The sequence below is a fragment of the Kitasatospora sp. NPDC096140 genome (genome assembly GCF_040303045.1).
In the GTDB taxonomy this organism is placed as follows: domain Bacteria; phylum Actinomycetota; class Actinomycetes; order Streptomycetales; family Streptomycetaceae; genus Kitasatospora.
In genome coordinates this window covers 225464-246484 of sequence record NZ_JBEOUW010000001.1, presented here as the reverse complement: position 1 = coordinate 246484, position 21021 = coordinate 225464, and the positions used below count along the sequence as shown (strand labels likewise).

The following is a 21021-nucleotide window of genomic DNA, read 5'->3' as shown; positions in this document are numbered from 1 at the left end:
CTCAGTACGGCTGGACGAGGACGTGCGCCGCGCCCGGGATGCCGACCTTCAGCAGCTCGTCCTCCTCGGCCGTGGTCGGGGTGCCGGTCTCCTGCTTGAGGATCGCCCGGGACAGGGCCTGCACCCACATGGCGCGCGGGCGGCGCCTGGCCTCCCACGCGGTGAGCGCGGACGGGACGTCGTCCGCCGCGTCCAGGCTCTGGGCGAGCACCAGAGCGTCCTCGACGGCCATCGCGGCGCCCTGGGCCAGGTGCGGGGTGGAGGCGTGGGCGGCGTCGCCCGCCAGCACGATCCGGCCGACGTGCCAGGGCTCCTCGACGGTGACCTGGGAGATCCGCGAGTGGACCACCGCGGCCGGGTCGGTGACCTGCGCGAGGGCTTCGGCGATCGGGCCGCCGAAGCCCGCCAGGCGCTCGCGCAGCTGCTCGTGGGCGTGCTCCGGGTCCGGGCGGAAGTCCTCGGCCTCGGCGAACACCGAGCCCAGGTACATCAGTTCCGCGCTGATCGGGGTGAGCAGCGCCTTCGCGTCGAGGTTGCCGGAGGACATCACCACGCCCTGCACCTCGGGCGATCGCGGCAGCGTGACGCGCCAGTTGGCGAAGCCGGTGTACTCGGGCGCGTACGCCTCGCCGTACAGGTGCCGGCGCAGCGGGGAGCCGATGCCGTCGAAGCCGACGACCAGGTCGTAGCGGCCGGTGTGGCCGTCGGTGAGGGCGACGTCGACGCCGTCGCCGTCGTCCGCGATCGAGGCGATGGTGGTGCCGAAGCGGACGGTGGCGCCGGCCCCGGCGGCCGCGTCGGCGAGGACGCGGGCGAGCGCGGGGCGCGGGATGCCGTTGTTGGAGGGGGCGTCGCCCATCCGGGGCTGCGGGATCGTGGCGAGGGTGGTGCCGGCCGGGTCGCAGATGGTCAGCACCTCCCAGGCGAAGCCGGCGGCCAGGCATTCGTCCAGGACGCCGATCTCACGCATCACGTGCAGCGCGTTGGAGGGCTGGATGATGCCGACGCCGAGCGCCTCCGGCTGCTCGCGCAGCTCGGCGACGTCGACGTGGTGGCCGCGTCGGGCGAGGGCGGTGGCGAGTGTCAGGCCGCCGATGCCGCCGCCGTGGACGAGGACGCGCAGGGGTGTGGTCATGGTGGTGCTCCCAGAGAAGTGCGGTTCAACCGGGGGACGGGTGAGGCTGGGAAGTGGCCCGGGCCGGGGATGTCCGGGTGGGGCCAGGTCGGGCCGGGCCGGGCCAGGTCGGGTCGGGTCGGGGAGGGGGGATCAGCCGGCGGGGGAGGCGGCGGCGAGTTCCATCAGGTGGTCGACCAGGGCGAGCAGCAGGTCCCGGCCGAAGGCGCGCTCGCGGACGTCGCCGAGCAGCATCGGGACCTGCGGGTCGAGGTCGAGCGCGGCCCGGATCTCGTCGGGGGTGCGGGTGTTGGTGTTGTGGAAGCAGTTGATCGCGACCACGAACGGGATGCCCCGGCTCTCGAAGAAGTCGATGGAGGCGAAGCTGGTGTCCAGCCGGCGGGTGTCGGCGATGACGATCCCGCCGAGCGCCCCGTTGACCAGGTCGTTCCACATGAACCAGAACCGCTCCTGGCCGGGCGTGCCGAACAGGTAGAGGACCAGCTCGGGGCTGACGGTGATCCGGCCGAAGTCCAGGGCGACGGTGGTGGTGTCCTTCTGGTCGACGCCGGACAGGTCGTCGACGCCGATGCTGGCCCGGGTCAGGTACTCCTCGGTGCGCAGCGGGGTGACCTCGCTGACCGAGCCGACCAGGGTGGTCTTGCCGACGCCGAAGCCGCCCGCGATGAGGATCTTGACGGCGGCCGGGGCGGTGGCGGCGGTGGTGGGCCCGCCGGTGGCGGAGCGGGGTGTTGCCATGTTCAGAGTCTCCGGAGTCCTTCGCGTACGGCCGTGAGCAGGCCGAGGTCCACGCCCCCGGCGGCGCGGGCCACCGAGAGCGGCGCCCGGGCCTTCAGCAGGCCCTGGGCGACCAGGTCGCCCAGCAGGATCTTGGTGACCGAGACCGGGAGGTCCAGGCCGGCCGCCACCTCGGCGACGGCTGCCGGGCGCCGGCAGCGTTCGAGGATCATGCGGTGCTCGGGCTGGAGGCCGCGGGCACCGGTGCGGCTGCCCCGCGCCGGGGCCGCGGCGGCCTCCTCCCCGACCGTGGTGAGCACGGTGATCAGGGTGAGGTCGTCCCGTTCGGGCGCGGTCCGGCCGCGGGTGATGGTGTACGGGCGCACCATGGTGCCCGTCCCGTCCTCCGCGTCCTCGTCCTCCAGCTCGCTCCAGTGCGGCGGCGCGTCGCGCCGCCGACCGTCGTCGCGGCCGTCCCCCCAGGCGTCGTTCCCGGCCGGGCCCACCCGCGTCAGCCCCGGTTCCGGGCGGCGAAGACGTCGAACCCGGCGGGCGCGGCGGGGGCGCCGGAGGGGCTGTCGGTGCGGGCCGGGGTGGTGAGCTTCTGGCCGACCTGCTGCACCAGGGTGTGCATCGCGACGGACATCACCTCGGCGTCCACCTCCTGGGAGGCGATCACGGCCAGGTGGGTGCCCTGGGCGGCGGCGATGACGAACAGCCAGCACTCGGCGAGCTCGACGATCACCTGGTGCACCGGCCCGCCGTCGAAGAGCACCCCGACGCCGCGGGCCAGGCTCTGCTGGCCGGTGGCGACGGCGGCCAGGCGCTCGGCGTCGGCCCGTTCGATGGTGCGGGAGTGGCTGACCACGAGGCCGTCGTCGGAGAGCAGGACGGCGTTCCTGGTCCCGGGTACGGAGTCGACGAGTCCGTCCAGCAGCCAGTCCAGGTCCTGGTGGGTGGCGATCGTGCGGTTCATCACTGGTCATCCGTTCGTGTGGTTCGGGGGTCCGCGGCGGGCACGGCCCAGGGGGAGGGGCCGGGCGCGGGCGCGGGAGCCGGGGGGCCGGCGGGGGCGGGGGGAGCCGACGGGACGTGGACGGCGGGCAGCCGGTGCTCGCCGCTGTCCTGGGCCCGGGCGGCACGGGACTGGCGCTGGAAGGCGCCGATCGCCGCACCCGATCGCCGCACCGGGCGGTCGGAGCGCTGGAACGGGCCCGCGGGCGGCGGTGCGGCGCCCTCGGCCGGGCGCTCGACCCACTGCGGGTGGGCCGGCGGCACCCGCAGCTCGGCGGCCAGACTGGCCTGCCGGACGCGCTGCGGCAGCGGGGGCTGCCCGCCCTCGGCGGGGCTGTACGGCACCGAGGTGGGGTACTCGCGGGTGCCGCGGCGCTCGGCCAGCCGGTAGTGGTCGGCCGGCCGGTACTGCTCGTCGGCGTACGGGGCCTCGGCCTCGGTGACCAGGGCGTAGGCGATGTCCGGGTAGGCCGGGGTCTCGTGGGCGGTGGTCGGCTCGGCCGGGGAGCTGTGCTCGATCGGCTGCTCGGCCCGGCGGGGGTGCCGCCCGGTCGGTTGGGCGGGGTGCTGCACGGGGGTGTGCGGCCGGCCCTGCGGGAGAGCGGGGTGGGTCTCCTGGAGCGGTGCCGGCAGGTACGGGGGCTCCTGGGCCGGCGCCTGCGGCACCTCCTGCGGCCAGTCCTGCACCGGCTCCATTCCCTGCGCCGGCTCCACTCCCTGCGCCGCCGGCACCTCCGGCGTCGGCAGCACCTGGGCCACCGGCGCCCGCCCGGGCACCGGCAGCGGCACCGGCGCCGCCTGCGGCGCGAAGTCGCCCGGCCCGAAAGCCTCCACCGGCGCGACCGGCGGCCCGGCCGGGGCCTGGGCGGGTGCCTCGTCGGAGGCCGAGCGCACCGCCCGGCGCGAGCGCCGGACCAGCGGGATCGGCTCGGCGGGCGTGCCCACGGCGCCGTCCGGCAGCCCGGTGTCGCCCTCGATGACCAGCTCGTCCGGGACGAGCACGACCACCCGGGTGCCACCGAAGGCCGACGGGCGGAACTCGATCCTCAGTCCGTGCAGCGCGGCGAGCCGGGCCACCACGTGGAAACCGAGGCGGATGTCGTCGGCCCGGGCCAGCACGTCGGTGTGCGGCGGGCGGCTCATCAGCTCGTTGGCCGCGTCGTACTGCTCCGGGTCCATGCCGAGGCCGCGGTCCTCGATCTCGATCGCGAGCCCGCGGCCGACCATCGCGGCCCGGACCTCGACCGGCGTGGGCGGCTTGGAGAAGGTGGTGGCGTTCTCCATCAGCTCGGCGAGCACGTGGGCGACCGGGCCGACGGCCCGCTCGGACAGCCACGGGTGGCCCTCGACGTCGAGCACGATCCGGCGGTAGTCCTGCACCTCGCCCTGCGCGGCGCGCAGCACGTCCAGCAGCGGGACGGGCTTGCGCCAGCGCCGCTGCGGCTGCCCGCCGGCCATGATCACGAGGTTCTCCTCGTAGCGGCGCAGACGGGCGGTCAGGTGGTCGAGGTCGAACAGGCCCTCCAGGACCTCCGGGTCCTCGTGCTTGCGCTCCAGCTCGTCCAGCTTGCGCAGCTGGCGGCCGATCAGCAGCTGGGTGCGGCGGGCGATGCGCTGGAGCAGCCGCTCGAAGCCGCGGTGCTGCTCGGCCTGGCCGACGGCGGCCTGCAGGGCGGAGGAGCGGGCCAGGTTGAGCGCCTGGCCGAGGCGGGCCAGCTCGTCGGTGCCGTTGCCGTGCGGGCCGGCGCTGATGGTGCGGGTCTCGGCCTCGACGTCCACCTGTTCGCCGCGGCCGAGGCGTTCGACCACCTCGGGCAGGGTGCGCTGCATCTCCTCGGCTTGGCTGTGCAGTTCCTCGATGCGACGGCGCAGCGAGCGGCTGATCCGCCAGGAGGCGATGACCACCGCGACGACCGTGATCAGGCCGACGACGGTGGTGAGCACGACCCGGGTCAGCAGGCCCAGGATCGCTCCCTTGCCGACGTCGACGACGCCGCTGGTGCGGGTCTCCATCGCCTTGACCAGCGGCGGGTTGAGCTGGTCGACGGCCTGGCGCCACTGGTCCTGGGCGGCCGGCAGCTTGACGGTGCCGTTGGAGTCGGCGGCGGTGGGCCTGGTGAGCTGCTGCTCGACGGCGGCCTTGGCCTGCCAGGCCGGGCTGTTCATCAGGTCGTGCCAGGCGGGTGCCTCGGCGTCGGGGACGTACGGGACGACCTGGACGGTGAGCAGGTGGTCCTGCGCGCCGATGGCCTGCTGGACCGCCTGGTAGTCGGCGGTGCTGAGGCGGCCGGCGGGCCAGCCGCGGGCCAGGATGGCGTCCTCGCGGGCGAGCATCTCCTTCGCCCAGAAGGCGTTGACGAGGGTCTTGGAGATCCAGGTGACCTCGCCGGTGTCGACGTGGCTGAGCGCGGTGAACAGCCGGAGGTCCACCGCGATCAGGTCGGTGTAGTAGGCGTAGACGGTCTGCTGGTCGATGGCGCCGCGGTCCACGGCGGCGCGCTGCTCGGCCAGCTTGCCCATGGCCTGGCGGGCCTCGGCGACGGCGGTGCGCACCTCCTCGGGGGCGCTGTCGGCGGTCTCGCCGGACAGGACCTGGAACTGGCGCACGGCGTCGTCGGTCGCCTGCCGCTGGCGGCGCAGCTGGTCGGTGCCGGCGCCGGGGCGGGCGAGCGCCTCGGCGCTGAGCCGGCGCTCCTCCTGGAGGTTGTAGTAGACGATGTTCGACGGCTGGCCGGCCTTCTTGGCCAGGAGGCCCTGGTCGGCCAGCCGTTGGAAGTCGAAGACGGTCTCGCCGCTGGTGACCGCCCAGAGGAGGACGAGGGCGAGGCTGGGGACGACGGCCAGGACGAGCAGCGCCGCCCGCAGGGACAGGCGTGGACGCCTGCGGGGGCCCTTCGGCGTCGGGGGCCGCCGATTCGCACGCGCGCGCAGAGCAGACTCCTTGGGGCTGGCGGCCGGCCGGTGAGGGGCGGGCCGTCCGGGCACGGGCTTTTTGACGAAGCGATATTAGTCATACCGTGTGATTGGAGTGAAAGCCCGTTCGCTGCCTGAGCGGTGCTTGCACACGCCGTGGGCACAATGTCATCCAGCCGTTGACTGTCTGTATGCGGAGCAGGCTGTCCCGGACTTGCTTGACACAGTGTCAACGAGCCGCGCGGCCGGTGGATGGCCGACGTGTGAAAACTGTGTGACGCCGCCCCAGGGGCCTGCTATGGGAGGCTCACCACGGCCCGGGTGCGGCGCTCAGCCCGCCAGGAGACGGGAGCGGGTGGCCTCCAACTCGGCCGCCAGGACCCGCCCGGCGGCCTCCGGCGAGCCGTCGCGGACGGCGCGGACGAGGGCCGCGTGCGCGTCGTAGCCCTGGTTCGGATCCTCGGCCCGGATGTCGAACAGGCCGACCAGGGACACCAGTTGCTCCCGCAGGACCGGGGCGAACTGGGCGAAGAGGTCATCCAGGACGGGGTTGTGGGCAGCCGCCACGACGGCCGTGTGCAGGGCGATGTCGGCGTCCACGAAGGCGGTGTCGTCGGCCGCGCCCGCCGCCCGGCGGGCCGCCAGGGCGGCGTCGAGGGCGGCGAGGTCCGCCTCCGTGCGGCGGGTGGCCGCGAGGCGGGCGGCCTGCACCTCGACCATCGTCCGCACCTCGTAGACGTGCGCCAGCTCGGCGCGGCGCAGCCGGGCGGACCAGTCCCCGGCGGGGCGGTCGGCGGTGACGAACACCCCGGAGCCCTGGCGGCTCTGCACCATCGCGGCCGCGGCGAGCGTGCGCAGCGCCTCCCGCACCGTCGAACGGCCGACGCCCAGCTCCTTGGCCAGCGCCACCTCGCCCGGCAGCTTCCCGCCGACCGGCCACCGGCCGGTCCGGATCTGCTCCTCGATCCGCGCGGCGGCCTGTTCGGCGAGGGGGGAGGGGCGGAGCGGGGTCATCGGGCTCACCTGTCAGGTTGTCTGAGGACTTCTGTCATGGTTACTCTACCCGGCATGCAGCCGTGGATCCTGCCCCTGGGGGGCCTTCTTCTTGGTGGCCGCAGCGGGGCGTGACCGGACCGGCACCCCGCTGCGGGGCGCCGACCTGCCGGTCACCGGTACGCGTCATGAGGAACTCGCATGATCTTCCCGACCCTGCACGCCCCCGCCGGGCCCGTCCCGGCCGACGCCCCCGCCTGGAACCCGCAACGCGGCGGCGCCATGCCCTCCCACCGCTACCTCCCCGCCCACCGGCGGGTCCACGTCCCCGCCCTGCTGCGGCGCTGGCCCGGCCGGCGAATCGAACGGGCTCCGCTGTGGGTGCCCGTCGACCTGCGGGACGGCAACCAGGCGCTCGCCGAACCGATGGACCCGGCACGCAAGCAGCGCATGTTCGACCTCTTCCTGGCCATGGGCTTCAAGGAGATCGAGGTCGGCTACCCCTCCGCCAGCCGGACCGACTTCGACTTCGTCCGGCAGCTGGCCACCACCCCCGGCGCCGTCCCCGAGGACGTCACGGTCGTCGTCTTCACCGCCGCCCGGGCCGACCTGATCGAGCGCACCTTCGAAGCCGTGGCTGGCCTGCCGCGCGTCGTCGTCCACCTCTACACCGCGACCGCGCCGCTGTGGCGGGACGTCGTCCTCGGCAAGGAACGGGCACAGCTGCGTGCACTCGTCACCGAGGCCGCCACGCACATGGCCCGGCTGGGAGACGGCCGGGACGGCCTGCGGTTCCAGTTCTCGCCCGAGGTGTTCAACCTGACCGAGCCCGACTACGCCCTGGAGGTGTGCAACGGGCTGACCCGGCTGTGGGACGCGTGCCCGGACCGCCCGGTCGTCCACAATCTGCCGGCGACGGTCGAGATCGCCACCCCGAACGTCTACGCCGACCAGATCGAGTACATGGACCGCCACCTGGAGCGGCGCGACTCGGTGATCCTCTCCGTCCACCCGCACAACGACCGGGGCACCGGCGTCGCCTGCGCCGAACTCGCCGTCCTGGCCGGCGCACAGCGGATCGAGGGCTGCCTGTTCGGCAACGGCGAGCGCACCGGCAACGTCGACCTGGTCACCCTGGCGCTCAACCTGCACACCCAGGGCGTCGACCCGATGCTCGACCTGTCCGACATCGACGGGATCCGGCGCACCGTCGAACACTGCAACCGGCTGCCCGTCCACGAGCGGCACCCCTACGCCGGGGACCTGGTGCACACCGCCTTCTCCGGCACCCACCAGGACGCCATCAGGAAGGGCTTCGCGCAGCACGCCAGGACCGCCGCCGAGCTGGGCGTCACCGAACGGGAAGCACCCTGGTCGGTGCCCTACCTGCCGATCGACCCGGCCGACCTCGGCCGGGACTACGAGGCGGTGATCCGGGTCAACAGCCAGTCCGGCAAGGGCGGGATCGCCTACCTGCTGCAGGCCGGCGAGGGGCTGGAGCTGCCCCGGCGGCTGCAGATCGAGTTCGCGCGGGTCGTGCAGCGGGCGACGGACGACAGCGGGAGGGAGATGACAGGCGAGGAACTGTACGGGCTGTTCCGGGCGGAGTACCTCGACGAGGGATCCTCGCGGTCCTGGCGGGTCGGCGACGACTGGGCCGAGGTCGACGGACGGCGGGGCACCGGCGCCGGGCCGCTGGACGCGGTCGCGAACGCGGTGGGGGCGGAGATCCTCTCCTTCAGCGAGCACGCGGTGCGCTCCGGGCCGGACGCCGTCGCCTACGTCCAGGCGCGGATCGGCGGAGCCGGCGGCCCGGTCGTCTGGGGAGCAGGCCGGGACACCTCCGTCCTCACTGCGGGCGTACGGGCGGTCCTGAGCGCAGCCGGTCGGGCGGGGGCCGGTTCCGGTTCCGGCTCCGGTCCTGGCGCCGGTTCCGGGTTCGGCCCTGGCGTCGAGGCGGGGGAGGACATGAGTGGGGCTCATGGGGTGACGTCATGAGCGGCACTCATGGGATCGAGGCCGAGGGCCATGAGGGGAAATCATGGCGCGGAGTCATGAGAGGGACTCATGAGGTCGAGGTCATGAGCGGAACTCATGGCGCCGGAGTCATGAGAGGACCTCATGGGGCTCAGCACGGCGCACGTCATGAGCGCACGTCATGAGCGCACGTCATGAGCATCGATCATGAGCGAGAGGCATGATGGGCCGATGACGTCCCCTTCTCTTCCCACTCGAAGCCAGGCGGTCGCCGAGGCGCTGGCAGCGGCCGGCATCGCCGGTGAGATCGTCGTCCTGCCGGACTCCGCCCGTACGGCGGCGGAGGCCGCGACGGCCCTCGGCTGCGAGGTCGGGGCCATCGCGAACAGTCTGGTGTTCCTGTGCGACGGCGCGCCGCTGCTGGTGATGACCAGCGGGGCCCACCGGGTCGACACCGCCTACCTGGCCGCCCGGTTGGGCTCGGGCGAGATCGTCCGGGCGAACGCAGGCCGGGTCCGCGAGGCCACCGGCCAGGCCATCGGCGGGGTCGCCCCGACCGGCCACCCGGCCCCGCTGCGCACGGTGGTCGACACCGCGCTCCAGCAGCACGAGGTGCTGTGGGCGGCCGCCGGGCACCCGCACACGGTGGTTCCGATGTCGTACGAGGAACTGCTGCGGGTGACGGCCGGCACCGCCTCACCCGTCACGCGGTGAGCGGCCGAGCTCGGGCGGGACGAGCCCAGGGGCGGGCAGGGATTGCCGGCCGGCCCCGCCCGCCGCCCGGCCGGGAGCCCGGGGCGGGCTCAGCGGTCGAGCGCGGTGACGGTCTCCCGGGTCAGTTCCCGCGCCCGCGCGACCGTCGCCGCCAGGTCGTCCGGCGATCCGCCGGGCGCGGCCAGGAGGGTGCGGACCCGTCGGCCGAAGTCCCGGGGCGCCGTGGGAAGTCGGTCGGCGGCGGCCAGGGCGCCCTTCTCGTTGAGGCACCAGCGGCGGTCATGGGCGTGGAGCGCCTGCACCAGGACGCCGAACGCCCGGGACAGGCAGAGCGAGACGTACAGGGTGTCCGCGCGGGAGGCGCCCTTCGCGGCGAGGTCCAGCAGGAACCCGGCCTCCCAGGCCGCCTCCGTCAGGGCCGTGCGGAGCGGCTCGGGATAGGCCGCGGTCAGGTGCTTCAGCCTCGTCAACTCGCCGGTGGGATCGGCGAGCACCTGCCCGCAGGCCACCTCGCCGGCGTAGCAGGGCGACCAGAATCCGAGCGGATGCCCCGCCTGCACCCCCACCTCGTAGCGCCCCTCGCAGCAGTCCGCCCACACCCGCTCGACACGGTCCAGGTCCCGCAGGATCCAGTCCACGGCGACCCCGTCGACCCGCAGCCACGCACCGCCGTTCACCCACGGACCCCACCCGCCCGGTCCGGCCACCTCCGTTCCGGGCCCGGCCAGCGCGCGCAGCGCCGCCAGGTCGAGTCCGTCGCCCCGGCCCCGGTAGTACACGCCCAGATCCCAGTCCGAGCCCGCGTCGTGTTCCCCCCGCGCCCGGCTGCCCCCGAGCATCACGCCCACCACGCCCGGCACGGTGGTCAGTTGCTCGGCCATGCCCTCGATGATCGTTCGCATGGACAGAGTTTGACAGCCCGTCAGAAGGGCTGCGCGCCTGCGCGGCCGCGAGGCCCGGAAGAGGGGGGAGGGGAAGGGAGGGGCCGAGGAGGTGCACTCACTCCTCGCCACTCTCAACGTATAGCGCACGGGGGGCCTTGCCGCAAGGCCCCGGTGGTGCCGCAGAATCACCGACTCAAGGGCGGGAATGGCGAATCACAGGAGAGTCACGACGTGCGAGTGGTGTTGTCGACGTACGGGTCGCGCGGGGACGTCGAGCCGCTGGCGGCGCTGGCGCTGCAGTTGAAGGCGTCGGGCGCCGAGGTGCGGGTGTGCGCCCCGCCGGACGAGGAGTTCGCGGCGCGACTGGCCGAGGCCGGGGTCGACCTGGTGCCGGTCGGGCAGGCGGTGCGCTCGCTGGTGAGCGGGCCGCCGCCGGCGCCGTCGGAGCTCCCCGCGCGGGCGGCCCGGCTGGTCGAGCAGTTCCACGGGGCGGTGCTCGCAGCGGCCGAACCGGGCGGCGTGGTGGTGGCGACCGGGCTGTTCCCGGCCGTGGCCGGCGCGCAGGCGGCGGCCGAGCAACTGGGCGCCCACTTCGTGTGCGTCGCCCTGCAGCCGACCATGCTGCCCTCCCCGCACCACCGGCCGTTCGAGTACCCGATGCAGCCGTACCCGGCGGGGGTGACCGACAACCGGGAGCTGTGGGAGCTCAACATCGGCGCGATGAACGCGCTGTTCGGCGAACCGGTCAACACCCACCGGGCGGCCGTCGGGCTTCCGGTCGTCGACAACGTCCGCGACCACGTCCTCACCGACCGCCCCTGGCTGGCCACCGACCCGACGCTCGACCCGTGGCGGCTCCCGGCCGACCGCGACGTGGTGCAGACCGGCGCGTGGATCCTGCCGGACGACCGCCCGCTGTCCGCGGACCTGGAGGCCTTCCTGACGGCCGGTGAGGCGCCGGTGTACGTCGGCTTCGGCAGCATGCCGCTGCGCGACGCGGCGGGCGCCGCCCGGGTGGCCGTCGACGCCGTCCGCGCCCAGGGCCGCCGGGTCCTGCTCGGGCGCGGCTGGGCCCGACTGGCCGAGGCCGACGGCGCGGACGACTGCTTCGCCGTCGGCGAGGTCAACCAGCAGGCGCTGTTCCGCCGGGTCGCCGCCGTCGTCCACCACGGCGGCGCGGGCACCACCACCACGGCCGCCCGGGCCGGTGTGCCCCAGGTCCTCGTTCCGCAGATCGTCGACCAGCCCTACTGGGCCGCGCGGGTCGCCGAGTTGGGCATCGGCGTCGCCCACGACGGGCCGACCCCGACGACCGACACCCTGTCCGCCGCCCTCCGGCAGGCCCTCACCCCGGAGACCGCCCGCCGGGCCGCGGCCCTCGCGGGCGACATCCGCACGGACGGGGCGGCGTCGGCGGCGAAGCTGCTGCTGGAAGCCGCGGCGGGCTGACGGCGGCCGGTCCGGGGCAGGCCGAGCCCGTGCACGCCCCGCCCCCACCGGGCCGCTCCCACCCCGCCGAGCACGCCCCCCGCCGGCCCGCCCCCGTCCGCACCGGCCCGCCGAGCGTCACCCCGCCGGGAGACCGGCTCCGAAGATCACCCGGCCGGTCAGAACGACGCCTCGGTGAGGTACTTGGCGTCGTTGCTCGGGAGTTGCTTGCCGTTCTTGTCGAAGAACTGCCACGACTTTGCGCGCATCGTGCCCGGACGGGCGACCGCCAGGCGTCGGGTGGGGGAGTCGCCGACGGTGACCGGCTGGGGCTCGGTGGTCGTGCCGTCCGTCCAGGTCACCACCACCCGGCCGACGTCGGGGCCGACGGAGATCAGCACCACGTCCACGGGGGGCACGATGCCGTCCTTGGTGCTGCGGCCGACCAGGCCGCCGCCGACGTCGGTCGCGGCGCGCGGATCGAGCTTGCCCGGGGACGGCGTGGTGCCCTCCGAGTCGTGCTGCAGGCGCACCCCGTCCACGACCAGGTAGGTGTTGACGACGTCGGCGTCCGGGTCCCAGTAGTGGGCGACGAAGTCCTCCGTCGGCTTGGAGACGGCCGGGTCGAAGGGGGCGCGCTCCTGCCACACCGCGAGCGCCTGCTCGTACGCCCGCTCCTTCGGCGCCACCGGCCAGAGGGCCTGCCAGAGCTCCCAGGTCCTGCCGTTGGAGACGCCCTGCCCGATCCGGACCCGGACCGGCGTGAACGGGTCGCGCACCGCGGGTCCGGCCGTGGCGGCCGTCGGGGCGGGCGTCGGCGCGGCGGATGCCGCGCCGGACCCGGCCGGGGCGAGCCGGCCGACCGCCGGATCCGGGCGCAGCTCCGCCAGCGCCCCGCCCGTCAGCGCCAGCACCGAGGCCAGCGCCACCGCCCCGACCACCGCGCGGCGGCGGTGCCGCAGGCGGCGGCCGCCCGCCAGGATGTCCGCCACCGGTACCGGGCCGACCTTCGCGCCCGCCGCCGCCTCGGCCATGCCGAGCCCGATCCACGGGTCCTTGTCGGCGGTCACGTCCCTGCTCATACCGTTCCTCCGATGTGTGTCGTGTCCTTCAGCGCCACCAGCTCGGTGGCCTGCCGCAGCCGCGCGATGCCCTTCGCCGCGTGGCTGCGCACCGCGCCCACCGAGCACCCCATGGCGGCCGCGGTCTGGCTGTCGCTGAGGTCCTCCCAGTGCCGCAGCACCACCGCCTCCCGCTGGCGCGGCGGCAGGGCCGCCAGCGCCGTCAGCAGCGGCCCGCGCTGGTCGGACCGGGCGAACCCGTCCTCCGGACCGGCCGTGTCCGGCACGGCGTCCACCAGCAGCTCCGGCGGGCGGCGCCGCCAGCGGCGGGCGTGCTGGTTGACCAGGATCCGCCGCACGTAGGCGTACGGATCGTCCGCCCGCCGCACCTTCGACCAGGCCGCGCAGGCCTTCTCCGCGGCGGACTGCACCAGGTCCTCCGCCGCGTACTGCTCGCCGGCCAGCAGGTACGCGGTGCGGACCAGCCGCGGCCAGACCGCGACGATGAACGTCTGGAACTCGTCGTCCCGCCCGCTCTTCGTTTCTCCCATGAGCACCTCCTCACCCACCCGGAGCCCACGGGCGGCCGGAAACGCTTACTCCGACGCGGGCCCCCTCGTCCGGTGTCACGGGCGGTGGGTGCGGTGGGGATCGGTGGGGATCGGTGGGGCGGGAGGGCGGCGGAGTGGGGGCCGGGGGAGGCGGTGGATGCGGGCGCGGCCGGAAACGCTTACTCCGGCGCGGGCCCCTCATCCAGGGGCACGGACGGTGGGTGCGGTGGGGATCGGTGGGGCGGGAGGGTGGGCGGAGCGGTGGCCCGCACCTGGGCCCGGGGGATCTGGGGGGATCCGGCGGATTCGTGCGGCCGGGTTCGTCGTGAGCTGCGGAAGTCGCTTGGGGAACCGGCGGTTGGGCGGTTAGCATCCGCCCGATGATCATTTCTCATGACGTAGCAGGCAGTGGGCCCGCCGTGGTGCTGCTGCACTCCTCGGTGTGCGACCGACGGATGTGGGACGCGCAGTGGCAGCCGCTGCTCGACGCCGGGTACCGGGTGGTGCGGGCGGACTTCCACGGGTTCGGCGAGTCGCCGCTCTCGGAGGCCCCGTACAGCGACTCCCGGGACGTCCTGGCGCTCCTGGACCACCTGGGCATCGAGTCCGCCGCCCTGGTCGGCGCCTCGCACGGCGGGCGGATCGCCCTGACGGTGGCCGCGCTGCGGCCGCAGGCCGTCACCGCGCTGGCGCTGCTGGCGGCGGGCATGCCCGGGCACGAGCCCAGCGAGACCCTGCGGGCGTTCGGCGACCGCGAGGAGGAGCTGATCGAGGCCGGTGACATCGACGGCGCCGTCGCGCTGAACGTCGACACCTGGCTGGGCCCGGAGGCGACCGCGGAGGTGCGCGAGGGCGTCCGGCTGATGCAGCGGCACGCGTTCGACGTGCAGATGGAGGCGACGGTCGGCCCGGACAAGGAGGAGGTCGACCTTTCGTCGGTCACCGTCCCGGCCCTGGCCGTCGGTGGCGCGCACGACCTGCCGGACTTCCGGGAGATCGCCGAGACCCTCGCGGCCGTCCTGCCGAACGCCCGGCACCTGGAGCTGCCGTGGGCCGGTCACCTGCCGAGCCTGGAGCGCCCGGAGGAGACCACCGCGCTGCTGCTGGACTTCCTGAAGGAGCACGCGGCGGCCCGCTAGCGGCCGGTCCGCACCGAGCGCGAGCACGGGGACGTGGGGGAGGGGACGTCGGCGGATCCGACGTCCCCTCCCCGCTGTTCGCTGCCGTCCGCCGCTGTTCGCTCCTCTCCCCGCCATCCGCTGCCGTACCCGCCGTTCGCCGCCCGGCGGTGGGGTCCGTGCGGTGGCGGACTGGGGCATTGACCGGACTCGAACGCGTGTCGGGGGCCATGATGGCGGGGTGGACTTCACCTCGGAGATCGACACGGACGGCGTCTCGGAACGCGGCTTCACCCTCGACGGCGTGCCCGGTGTGCTCTGGCAGCCGGCCGGACCGCCGCTCGGCGGGCGGCCGCTGGTGCTGCTGGGGCACGGTGGCGGCGGGAGCAGCCGGACGGTCGAGGAGCGGGCCCGGCGGTGCGTCGTGCGGTACGGCTACGCCGCGGTGGCGCTCGACGCGCCGGGGCACGGGGAGCGGCCGCGCAGCGCGCAGGACGAGCGGTTCGTCACGGAGATCGGGGAGTTGCTGGCGGCCCGGCGGCCGATCAGCGCGTGGGTGGCGCGGCACACGGCGGCCCTCGCGGAGCGGGCGGTGCCGGAGTGGGTGGCCGTGCTGGACGCCCTGCAGGGGCCGGACGCCTCGTACGGGCCGGTCGGGTTCTGGGGGCTGTCGCTGGGGAGCGTGGTCGGGATCCCGCTCGCGGCGGCCGAACCCCGCATCACCGCCGCGGTGTTCGGGCTGACGGGGCACACGGCGCAGACCGAGGCGGCGGAGCGGGTGGGTGTGCCGCTGGAGTTCGTCCTGCAGTGGGACGACGAGCTGGTCCCGCGGGAGGGGGCGCTGGCGCTGTTCGGCGCGTTCGGCTCGCGCGAGAAGACGCTGCACGCCAATCCCGGCGGCCATCTGGAGGTGCCGGACTTCGAGGTGGAGGCCTCGGAGGGGTTCCTGGTCCGGCATTTGGGCATCCCTGAGTAAAACTTCGCAAAGAATTCCCCCCTCCGGGGACGCCGACCCCCACCTCCTTCAACAAAATGTTGCAGTTCAACGGCCCTGCGGTCACGCTTCGTCGATTTGACGTAACGGTCCGTATGTGACCGACTTCGCAATCCGTAGGAGTACGGTTCCGGAGGAATCGCCGGGGGCTTCTCCAAACCCACCGGCCGTACCGGGAATTGGTGCGAAGCATGGGTCAGTACGAGGGTGGGGAGAGCGCGGTCGCGCCGGCTCGTCCGATATCCGTCAGGTTGGTCGCCGAAGTCCTGCGCGGCGTCGCTCAGGTCGATTTCATGCCGTCCGCCGTGTGCGGACTCCTCTTCGTGGCCGCACTGTTCGCGGCCGGCCCGCAGTTCGGGCTCTACGGTCTGCTCGGCACCGCCGTCTCGACCGCCGTCGCGTACGGGCTGGGGCTCGACCGGCGCGCCGTCCGGGCCGGGCTGCACGGGTACAACGGGTGCCTGGTGGCGCTGGGTTGCGCCGTCCTCCTCGGGGCCGGGCACCCGGCGACGGTCGCGGTGGCGGTGCTCGGCTCGGCCGTCGCCGTGGTGGTCACGGCGGGGCTCGGGACGGTCCTGGAGGCGTGGCGGCTCCCGGCGCTGACCGCGCCGTTCTGCCTGGTCGCGACGGGCCTCACGGTCGCTGCCCCCGGGTTCCGGCGGCTGTGGCGCGGCGCCGAGGCGCCCGCCGCCCTGCCCGCGGCCGCCGTCGGGGAGACCGGGCTGGGCTGGGACGAGCTCTGGCGCGGCTTCTTCGCGAACATCGGTCAGATCTTCTTCATGCCCCAGTGGTACGTCGGCCTGCTGTTCCTGGCCGGCCTCTTCGCCGCGAGCCGTCTCGCGGGCCTGATGGCCTGTGCGGGCAGCGCCACCGGTCTGCTCACCGCCTGGGGTCTCGGTGCGCCCGCCGAGGCGGTCGGGCAGGGGCTGCTCGGCTACAGCGGCGTGCTGGTGGCGCTCGCGCTGTGCGGGGTCTTCGTCGCCCCGAGCCGCTGGAGCGCGGGCTACGCCCTGCTCGGTGCGGCCACCGCCACCGTCCTGACCCCGGCGCTCGCGGCGATCTGCGCGCCCTTCGGCGGCCACGCCTTCACCTGGCCGTTCGTGCTGACCACGATGCTGTTCCTGGCGGCCGTGCCGGCCGTTCCCCGCCTGCGCCGGGTCTGATTGTCCGTCCAACTCCCTTGCATTTCATCGGATCCTCGGAAAGGAAGAGTGATTCCCGTGAATCTCTCGCCCCGTGAGATGGACAAGCTGTACATCTACGTCGTCGCCGATCTGGCCCGCAAACGCCGGGGCCGCGGCGTCAAGCTGAACTACAGCGAGGCCTGCGCACTCATCAGCGAAGCCATCATGGAAGGCGCCCGGGACGGCCGCACCGTCGCCGAATGCATGGAGATCGGCAAGCAGGTCGTCGGCAACGCCGACGTCATGCCCGGCGTGCGCGAGATGCTGCCGCTGCTCCAGGTCGAGGCCGCGTTCCTGGACGGCACCAAGCTCGTCTCCTGCCACGACCCGGTGGGTGCCTGAGCCATGACGCGACCGCAGTCCGCCACGGTGGTGCTGGCCGGCGGGCACGAGAGCGACGGCGGCCGGGACCTCGCCCCGCTGGTGGCGGCCGACCCCGCCGTCCACGCCGCCGCCCCGGCGGGCCGCCCGCTCGCCGAGGCCGTCCGCCGCGCGCTGGCCGCCGACGACCGGCCGGTCTGCGTCGTGCCGATGACGCTCGGCCGCGACCCCCGGCTGGTGGCCGACAGCGCCCGGGCACTGCGCTGGCTCGCCGCCGGCGAGGGCCGCGGCCGGCTCGCGCTGGCCGCGCCCTTCGGCGCCGCCGAGCACCTCATCGGCTGGCTGCGGGCCGCCGCCCGCACCGCCCCCGACGGCGCCCTGCTGGTCACCGCCCCGACGGCCGGTCCCTTCGAGGACGCCGAACTGTTCCGGATCGCCCGACTGGTCCGCCAGTACGGACAGCACCGCTGGGTGGAGGTCGCCTTCGAGGGCGGTGACCCCGACCCGGCCGAGGGCGCCGAACGCTGCCGCCTGCTCGGCGCCCGCGAGGTGACGGCCGTTCCGGCCTCCTTCGGCCCGGCCCTGCGTGCCGCGCTGCCCGGCGTCCGGGACGGCACGCGGGACGGCGCCGGGGTGGGCTCGCGGGACGGCGCCGGGGTGGGCTCGCGGGACGGCGCAGGGAAGGGCTCGCGGGACGGCACGCGCGACGGCGAGCCCGCCGTCGCGCCCGCCGGCATCCGCGACGGAGGCCCGCTGCTGCGCCCGTCGGCGATCGCCGGCGTGATCGCGGCGCGGACGGCGGCCGCACTGCACACGCTCGGGCACGGGGAGGACGGCATCCGGGCCGGCCTCGACGCGGAGCACGGGCACGGCTACCCGCACAGCCACGGACCGGGCGCGGCCCACCACCCCCACGGCCACCCGCACCCCGGTCAGCACCCCCACCGGCACCACCCCCACGCACCCGCACACACCCCCCACTGAACCGGCAGAGAGGAAGGCCAGCCATGTCTGGTGGCGCCGCATACCTGTACGGCGACGACCCGGTGGAGATCAACGCCGGCCGCGCCAAGGCCACCATCACGGTCAGCAACACCGGAGACCGGGCGATCCAGGTCGGTTCCCACTACCACTTCTTCGAGGCCAACCGCGCGCTCGACTTCGACCGAAACGCCGCCTTCGGCAAGCACCTGGACATCCCGGCCGGCACCGCCGTCCGCTTCGAGCCCGGCGACACCAAGGACGTCACGCTCGCCGAGTTCGGCGGCCACCGCCGTCTGGTCGGCTTCAGCAACCTGGTGGACGGCGGCATCACCGCGCCCGCCACCCGGGCCCGCGCCATCGACCGGGCGCTCGCCCTCGGCTTCAAGGGCACCAACCTCGACCTCAAGGAGGACCGGCCCCGGGACCCCCACCCGGACCTCCACACGGCGATCCACCCGGACCTCCACCCGAACTCCCACGCGGAGATCCACCCGGACCTCCACGCGGAGATCCACCCGAAGGTCCACGCGAAGGTCCACCCGGAGACGCACCCGGCGACCCACCAGGAAGGCGCCCGCTGATGGCCATCCTCTCCCGCAGGCAGTACACCGACCTGTTCGGCCCCACCGTCGGCGACCGCTTCCACCTCGCCGACACCAACCTGGTGGTCGAGGTCGAGCAGGACTTCAACCAGGGCCACTACGGCGACGAGGCCGTCTACGGCGGCGGCAAGGGCATCCGCGACGGCATGGCCCAGGACCCCGCCGCCACCTCCGTCCAGGGCGCGCTCGACCTGGTCATCACCAACGTCGTCGTCATGGACGCGGTGCTCGGCGTGGTCAAGGGCGACATCGGCGTCAAGGGCGGCTTCATCACCGCCGTCGGCAAGGCCGGGAACCCGCACACCCAGAGCGGCGTGCACCCCGAGCTGGTGATCGGCCCCGGCACCGAGGTGATCTCCGGCGAGCACCTGATCGCCACCGCGGGCGGCATCGACACCCACATCCACTTCATCTCCCCGCAGCAGGTGCAGGAGGCGCTGAGCAACGGCATCACCACCCTGATCGGCGGCGGCACCGGTCCCTCCGACGGCACCAACGGCACCACCTGCACCCCCGGTCCGTGGAACATCGGCCGGATGTACCAGGCCGTCGAGGACCTGCCGGTCAACGTCGGGCTGCTCGGCAAGGGCAACGGCTCGCTCCCGGGCGCGCTGCGCGAACAGGTCGAGGCGGGCGTGTGCGGCCTCAAGGTGCACGAGGACTGGGGCAGCACCCCGGCCGCGATCGACAGCGCGCTGGGCGTCGCCGACGAGTACGACGTCCAGGTGGCCATCCACACGGACACCCTCAACGAGTCCGGCTACTTCGAGGACACCCTGTCGGCGATCGACGGCCGCACCATCCACACCTTCCACACCGAGGGCGCCGGCGGCGGCCACGCCCCGGACATCATGCGGATCGCCGGCGAGCCCAACGTCCTGCCGTCCTCCACCAATCCGACGCTGCCCTACACCGTCAACTCGGTCGACGAACTGCTGGACATGGTGATGGTCTGCCACCACCTCAGCCACGACATCCCCGAGGACGTCTCCTTCGCCGACTCCCGGGTGCGCGCCGAGACCATCGCCGCCGAGACCGTCCTGCACGACGAGGGCGTCATCTCGATCTTCTCCTCCGACTCGCAGGCGATGGGCCGGATCGGCGAGTCCTTCACCCGCGCCTTCCAGACCGCCCACCACTGCAAGGACCAGCGCGGCAAGCTCGCCGGCGACAGCGAACGCCACGACAACGTCCGGGTGCTGCGCTACCTCGCCAAGCTCACCATCAACCCGGCCCTCGCCTCCGGCACCGCCGACCACATCGGCTCGCTGGAGCCCGGCAAACTCGCCGACATCGTGCTGTGGCCGATCAACTCCTTCGCCGCCAAGCCCAAGATGGTGATCAAGGGCGGGGTGATCAACTGGGCGCTGATGGGCGACCCCAACGCCTCGCTGCCCACCCCGCAACCGGTGTACTACCGCCCCATGTTCGGCGCGTACGGGCGGGCCAAGCAGGCCACCCGGGTCTCCTTCATGTCCCGGGCGGCGGTGGACCTCGGCGTCCCGGAACAGCTCGGGCTGGACAGCCGGGTGCTGCCGGTGCGGCGGTGCCGGTCGGTCGGCAAGCAGCACATGGTGCGCAACGACGCGCTGCCGAAGATCGCGGTCGACCCGGAGACCTACCGGGTCACCCTGGACGGCGAGCCGGCGACCATCGAGCCGGCCCGTGAACTGCCGCTCAACCACCTGTTCTACCTCGCGTGAGTGCCGACTCCGGAGGCCCGGGCGGCGTTCCCGAGGACCGGCTGGACGCCCTGCTGGTCTGCCTCCAACTGACCGACTCCGCCTTCCCCAGCGGCTTCTACACCCTCTCGCACGGCCTCGAAGGCTACGCCCAGGCCAAGGCCGTCACCCCGGACACGCTGCCCGAACTGCTCGCCGACCTGCTGCGGCACGGCGTCGGACCGTCCGACGCCACCGCGCTCGCCCTCGCCCACCGGGCCGCCTCGGCGGGCGACTGGGACCTGCTCGCCGAGACCGACCAGCGGCTGCACGCCACCAAGCTGAACCGGGAGCTGCGGCTGGCCGCGACCCGGACCGGGCGCCAACTCCTGGACATCGCACGGGAGTCGGTGGGCGGCGAGCCACTGGAGCGGTACGCCGCGCTGGTCGCGGACAAACGCGCGCCCGGCTGCCAGGCGGTGGCCGCCGGGGTGGCCTACGCCTCGGCCGCCGTTCCCGTCGAACAGGCCGTCACCGGCGACCTGTTCGCGTTCTGCAGCAGCTTCGTCGGCGCGGCGCTGCGGCTGCGGCTGACCGACCACCGCCGGGCGCAGGTGGTGCTGCGGTCGGTCGCGCCCGTCATCCGGGAGGTCGTGTCGGCCGCCCTGGTGCGGGAGTCGGCCGACCTGGGCGGCTGCGTGCCGGTGGCCGACGCGATGTCCGGACGCCACGAACGGGCCGAGGCCCGGCTGTTCGCGAGCTGAACCCCG

At 74.3% G+C, this 21021-nt stretch carries 20 protein-coding genes; 11 read left to right on the top strand and 9 right to left on the bottom strand.

The window, feature by feature from the left end; genetic code table 11:
* Position 1: 1 nt before the first annotated feature.
* From ABT048_RS01050 to ABT048_RS01025, 6 genes are all read right to left on the bottom strand, one after another.
* Positions 2-1135, bottom strand: a complete 1134-nt coding sequence (locus ABT048_RS01050) for an FAD-dependent monooxygenase (protein WP_350519145.1) — start codon at positions 1133-1135, stop codon at positions 2-4.
* A gap of 132 nt (positions 1136-1267) precedes the next feature.
* Entirely contained in the window at positions 1268-1873 is a 606-nt protein-coding gene (locus tag ABT048_RS01045) for a GTP-binding protein (RefSeq protein WP_350519144.1), read from the bottom strand.
* Between the two features lie 2 nt (positions 1874-1875).
* Positions 1876-2241 (bottom strand): DUF742 domain-containing protein, encoded by a 366-nt coding sequence (locus tag ABT048_RS01040; RefSeq protein ID WP_350519283.1) that lies wholly within the window; start codon positions 2239-2241, stop codon positions 1876-1878.
* Positions 2242-2363: 122 nt separating this feature from the next.
* A complete protein-coding gene (locus ABT048_RS01035) occupies positions 2364-2828 on the bottom strand; it encodes a roadblock/LC7 domain-containing protein (protein ID WP_350519143.1) in 465 nt (154 codons plus the stop codon).
* On the bottom strand, positions 2828-5851 hold the full coding sequence (locus tag ABT048_RS01030) for a sensor histidine kinase (RefSeq protein ID WP_350519142.1): 3024 nt from the start codon (positions 5849-5851) through the stop codon (positions 2828-2830). The genes ABT048_RS01035 and ABT048_RS01030 overlap by 1 nt, the downstream gene beginning before the upstream one ends.
* A gap of 258 nt (positions 5852-6109) precedes the next feature.
* Positions 6110-6793 carry a FadR/GntR family transcriptional regulator gene (locus ABT048_RS01025; RefSeq protein WP_350519141.1) on the bottom strand — a complete coding sequence of 228 codons (684 nt, stop codon included), beginning with the start codon at positions 6791-6793 and terminating at the stop codon, positions 6110-6112.
* 180 nt (positions 6794-6973) lie between these two features.
* Between ABT048_RS01025 and ABT048_RS01020 the strand changes: the two genes are divergently transcribed.
* Both ABT048_RS01020 and ABT048_RS01015 read left to right on the top strand, forming a co-directional pair.
* Entirely contained in the window at positions 6974-8770 is a 1797-nt protein-coding gene (locus ABT048_RS01020) for a 2-isopropylmalate synthase (RefSeq protein WP_350519140.1), read from the top strand.
* 210 nt (positions 8771-8980) lie between these two features.
* A complete protein-coding gene (locus tag ABT048_RS01015; protein ID WP_350519139.1) occupies positions 8981-9463 on the top strand; it encodes a YbaK/EbsC family protein in 483 nt (160 codons plus the stop codon).
* 89 nt (positions 9464-9552) lie between these two features.
* Here the strand turns inward: ABT048_RS01015 and ABT048_RS01010 are convergent, their stop codons facing one another.
* Positions 9553-10365: a DUF4037 domain-containing protein gene (locus ABT048_RS01010; protein ID WP_350519138.1), complete on the bottom strand. Its 813-nt coding sequence runs from the start codon at positions 10363-10365 to the stop codon at positions 9553-9555.
* A 213-nt stretch (positions 10366-10578) separates the two neighbouring features.
* On the opposite strand from ABT048_RS01010, the gene ABT048_RS01005 reads away from it, so the two are divergent.
* The gene (locus ABT048_RS01005; RefSeq protein ID WP_350519137.1) at positions 10579-11796 is read left to right on the top strand and encodes a glycosyltransferase; all 1218 of its coding nucleotides are present in this window, start codon (positions 10579-10581) and stop codon (positions 11794-11796) included.
* Between the two features lie 158 nt (positions 11797-11954).
* Here ABT048_RS01005 and ABT048_RS01000 read toward each other — a convergent pair whose 3' ends face one another.
* A complete protein-coding gene (locus ABT048_RS01000; RefSeq protein ID WP_350519136.1) occupies positions 11955-12857 on the bottom strand; it encodes a hypothetical protein in 903 nt (300 codons plus the stop codon).
* Complete coding sequence (locus ABT048_RS00995) at positions 12854-13387, bottom strand: SigE family RNA polymerase sigma factor (protein ID WP_350519135.1); 534 nt, start codon at positions 13385-13387, stop codon at positions 12854-12856. Before ABT048_RS00995 ends, ABT048_RS01000 begins: the two co-directional genes overlap by 4 nt.
* Positions 13388-13767: 380 nt before the next feature.
* On the opposite strand from ABT048_RS00995, the gene ABT048_RS00990 reads away from it, so the two are divergent.
* From ABT048_RS00990 to ABT048_RS00955, 8 genes are all read left to right on the top strand, one after another.
* The gene (locus ABT048_RS00990; protein ID WP_350519134.1) at positions 13768-14526 is read left to right on the top strand and encodes an alpha/beta fold hydrolase; all 759 of its coding nucleotides are present in this window, start codon (positions 13768-13770) and stop codon (positions 14524-14526) included.
* Positions 14527-14746: 220 nt separating this feature from the next.
* Positions 14747-15481, top strand: coding sequence for a dienelactone hydrolase family protein (locus ABT048_RS00985; RefSeq protein ID WP_350519133.1), 735 nt, complete (start codon positions 14747-14749; stop codon positions 15479-15481).
* A gap of 209 nt (positions 15482-15690) precedes the next feature.
* Entirely contained in the window at positions 15691-16662 is a 972-nt protein-coding gene (locus ABT048_RS00980) for an urea transporter (RefSeq protein WP_502893949.1), read from the top strand.
* Between the two features lie 57 nt (positions 16663-16719).
* A complete protein-coding gene (locus tag ABT048_RS00975; protein ID WP_350519132.1) occupies positions 16720-17025 on the top strand; it encodes an urease subunit gamma in 306 nt (101 codons plus the stop codon).
* A 3-nt stretch (positions 17026-17028) separates the two neighbouring features.
* A complete protein-coding gene (locus ABT048_RS00970) occupies positions 17029-17988 on the top strand; it encodes a sirohydrochlorin chelatase (RefSeq protein WP_350519131.1) in 960 nt (319 codons plus the stop codon).
* Between the two features lie 23 nt (positions 17989-18011).
* The gene (locus ABT048_RS00965) at positions 18012-18569 is read left to right on the top strand and encodes an urease subunit beta (RefSeq protein ID WP_350519130.1); all 558 of its coding nucleotides are present in this window, start codon (positions 18012-18014) and stop codon (positions 18567-18569) included.
* Positions 18569-20293, top strand: coding sequence for an urease subunit alpha (ureC, locus tag ABT048_RS00960; protein WP_350519129.1), 1725 nt, complete (start codon positions 18569-18571; stop codon positions 20291-20293). Before ABT048_RS00965 ends, ureC begins: the two co-directional genes overlap by 1 nt.
* A complete protein-coding gene (locus ABT048_RS00955) occupies positions 20290-21015 on the top strand; it encodes an urease accessory protein UreF (RefSeq protein ID WP_350519128.1) in 726 nt (241 codons plus the stop codon). The genes ureC and ABT048_RS00955 overlap by 4 nt, the downstream gene beginning before the upstream one ends.
* The last annotated feature ends 6 nt before the right edge of the window (positions 21016-21021 follow it).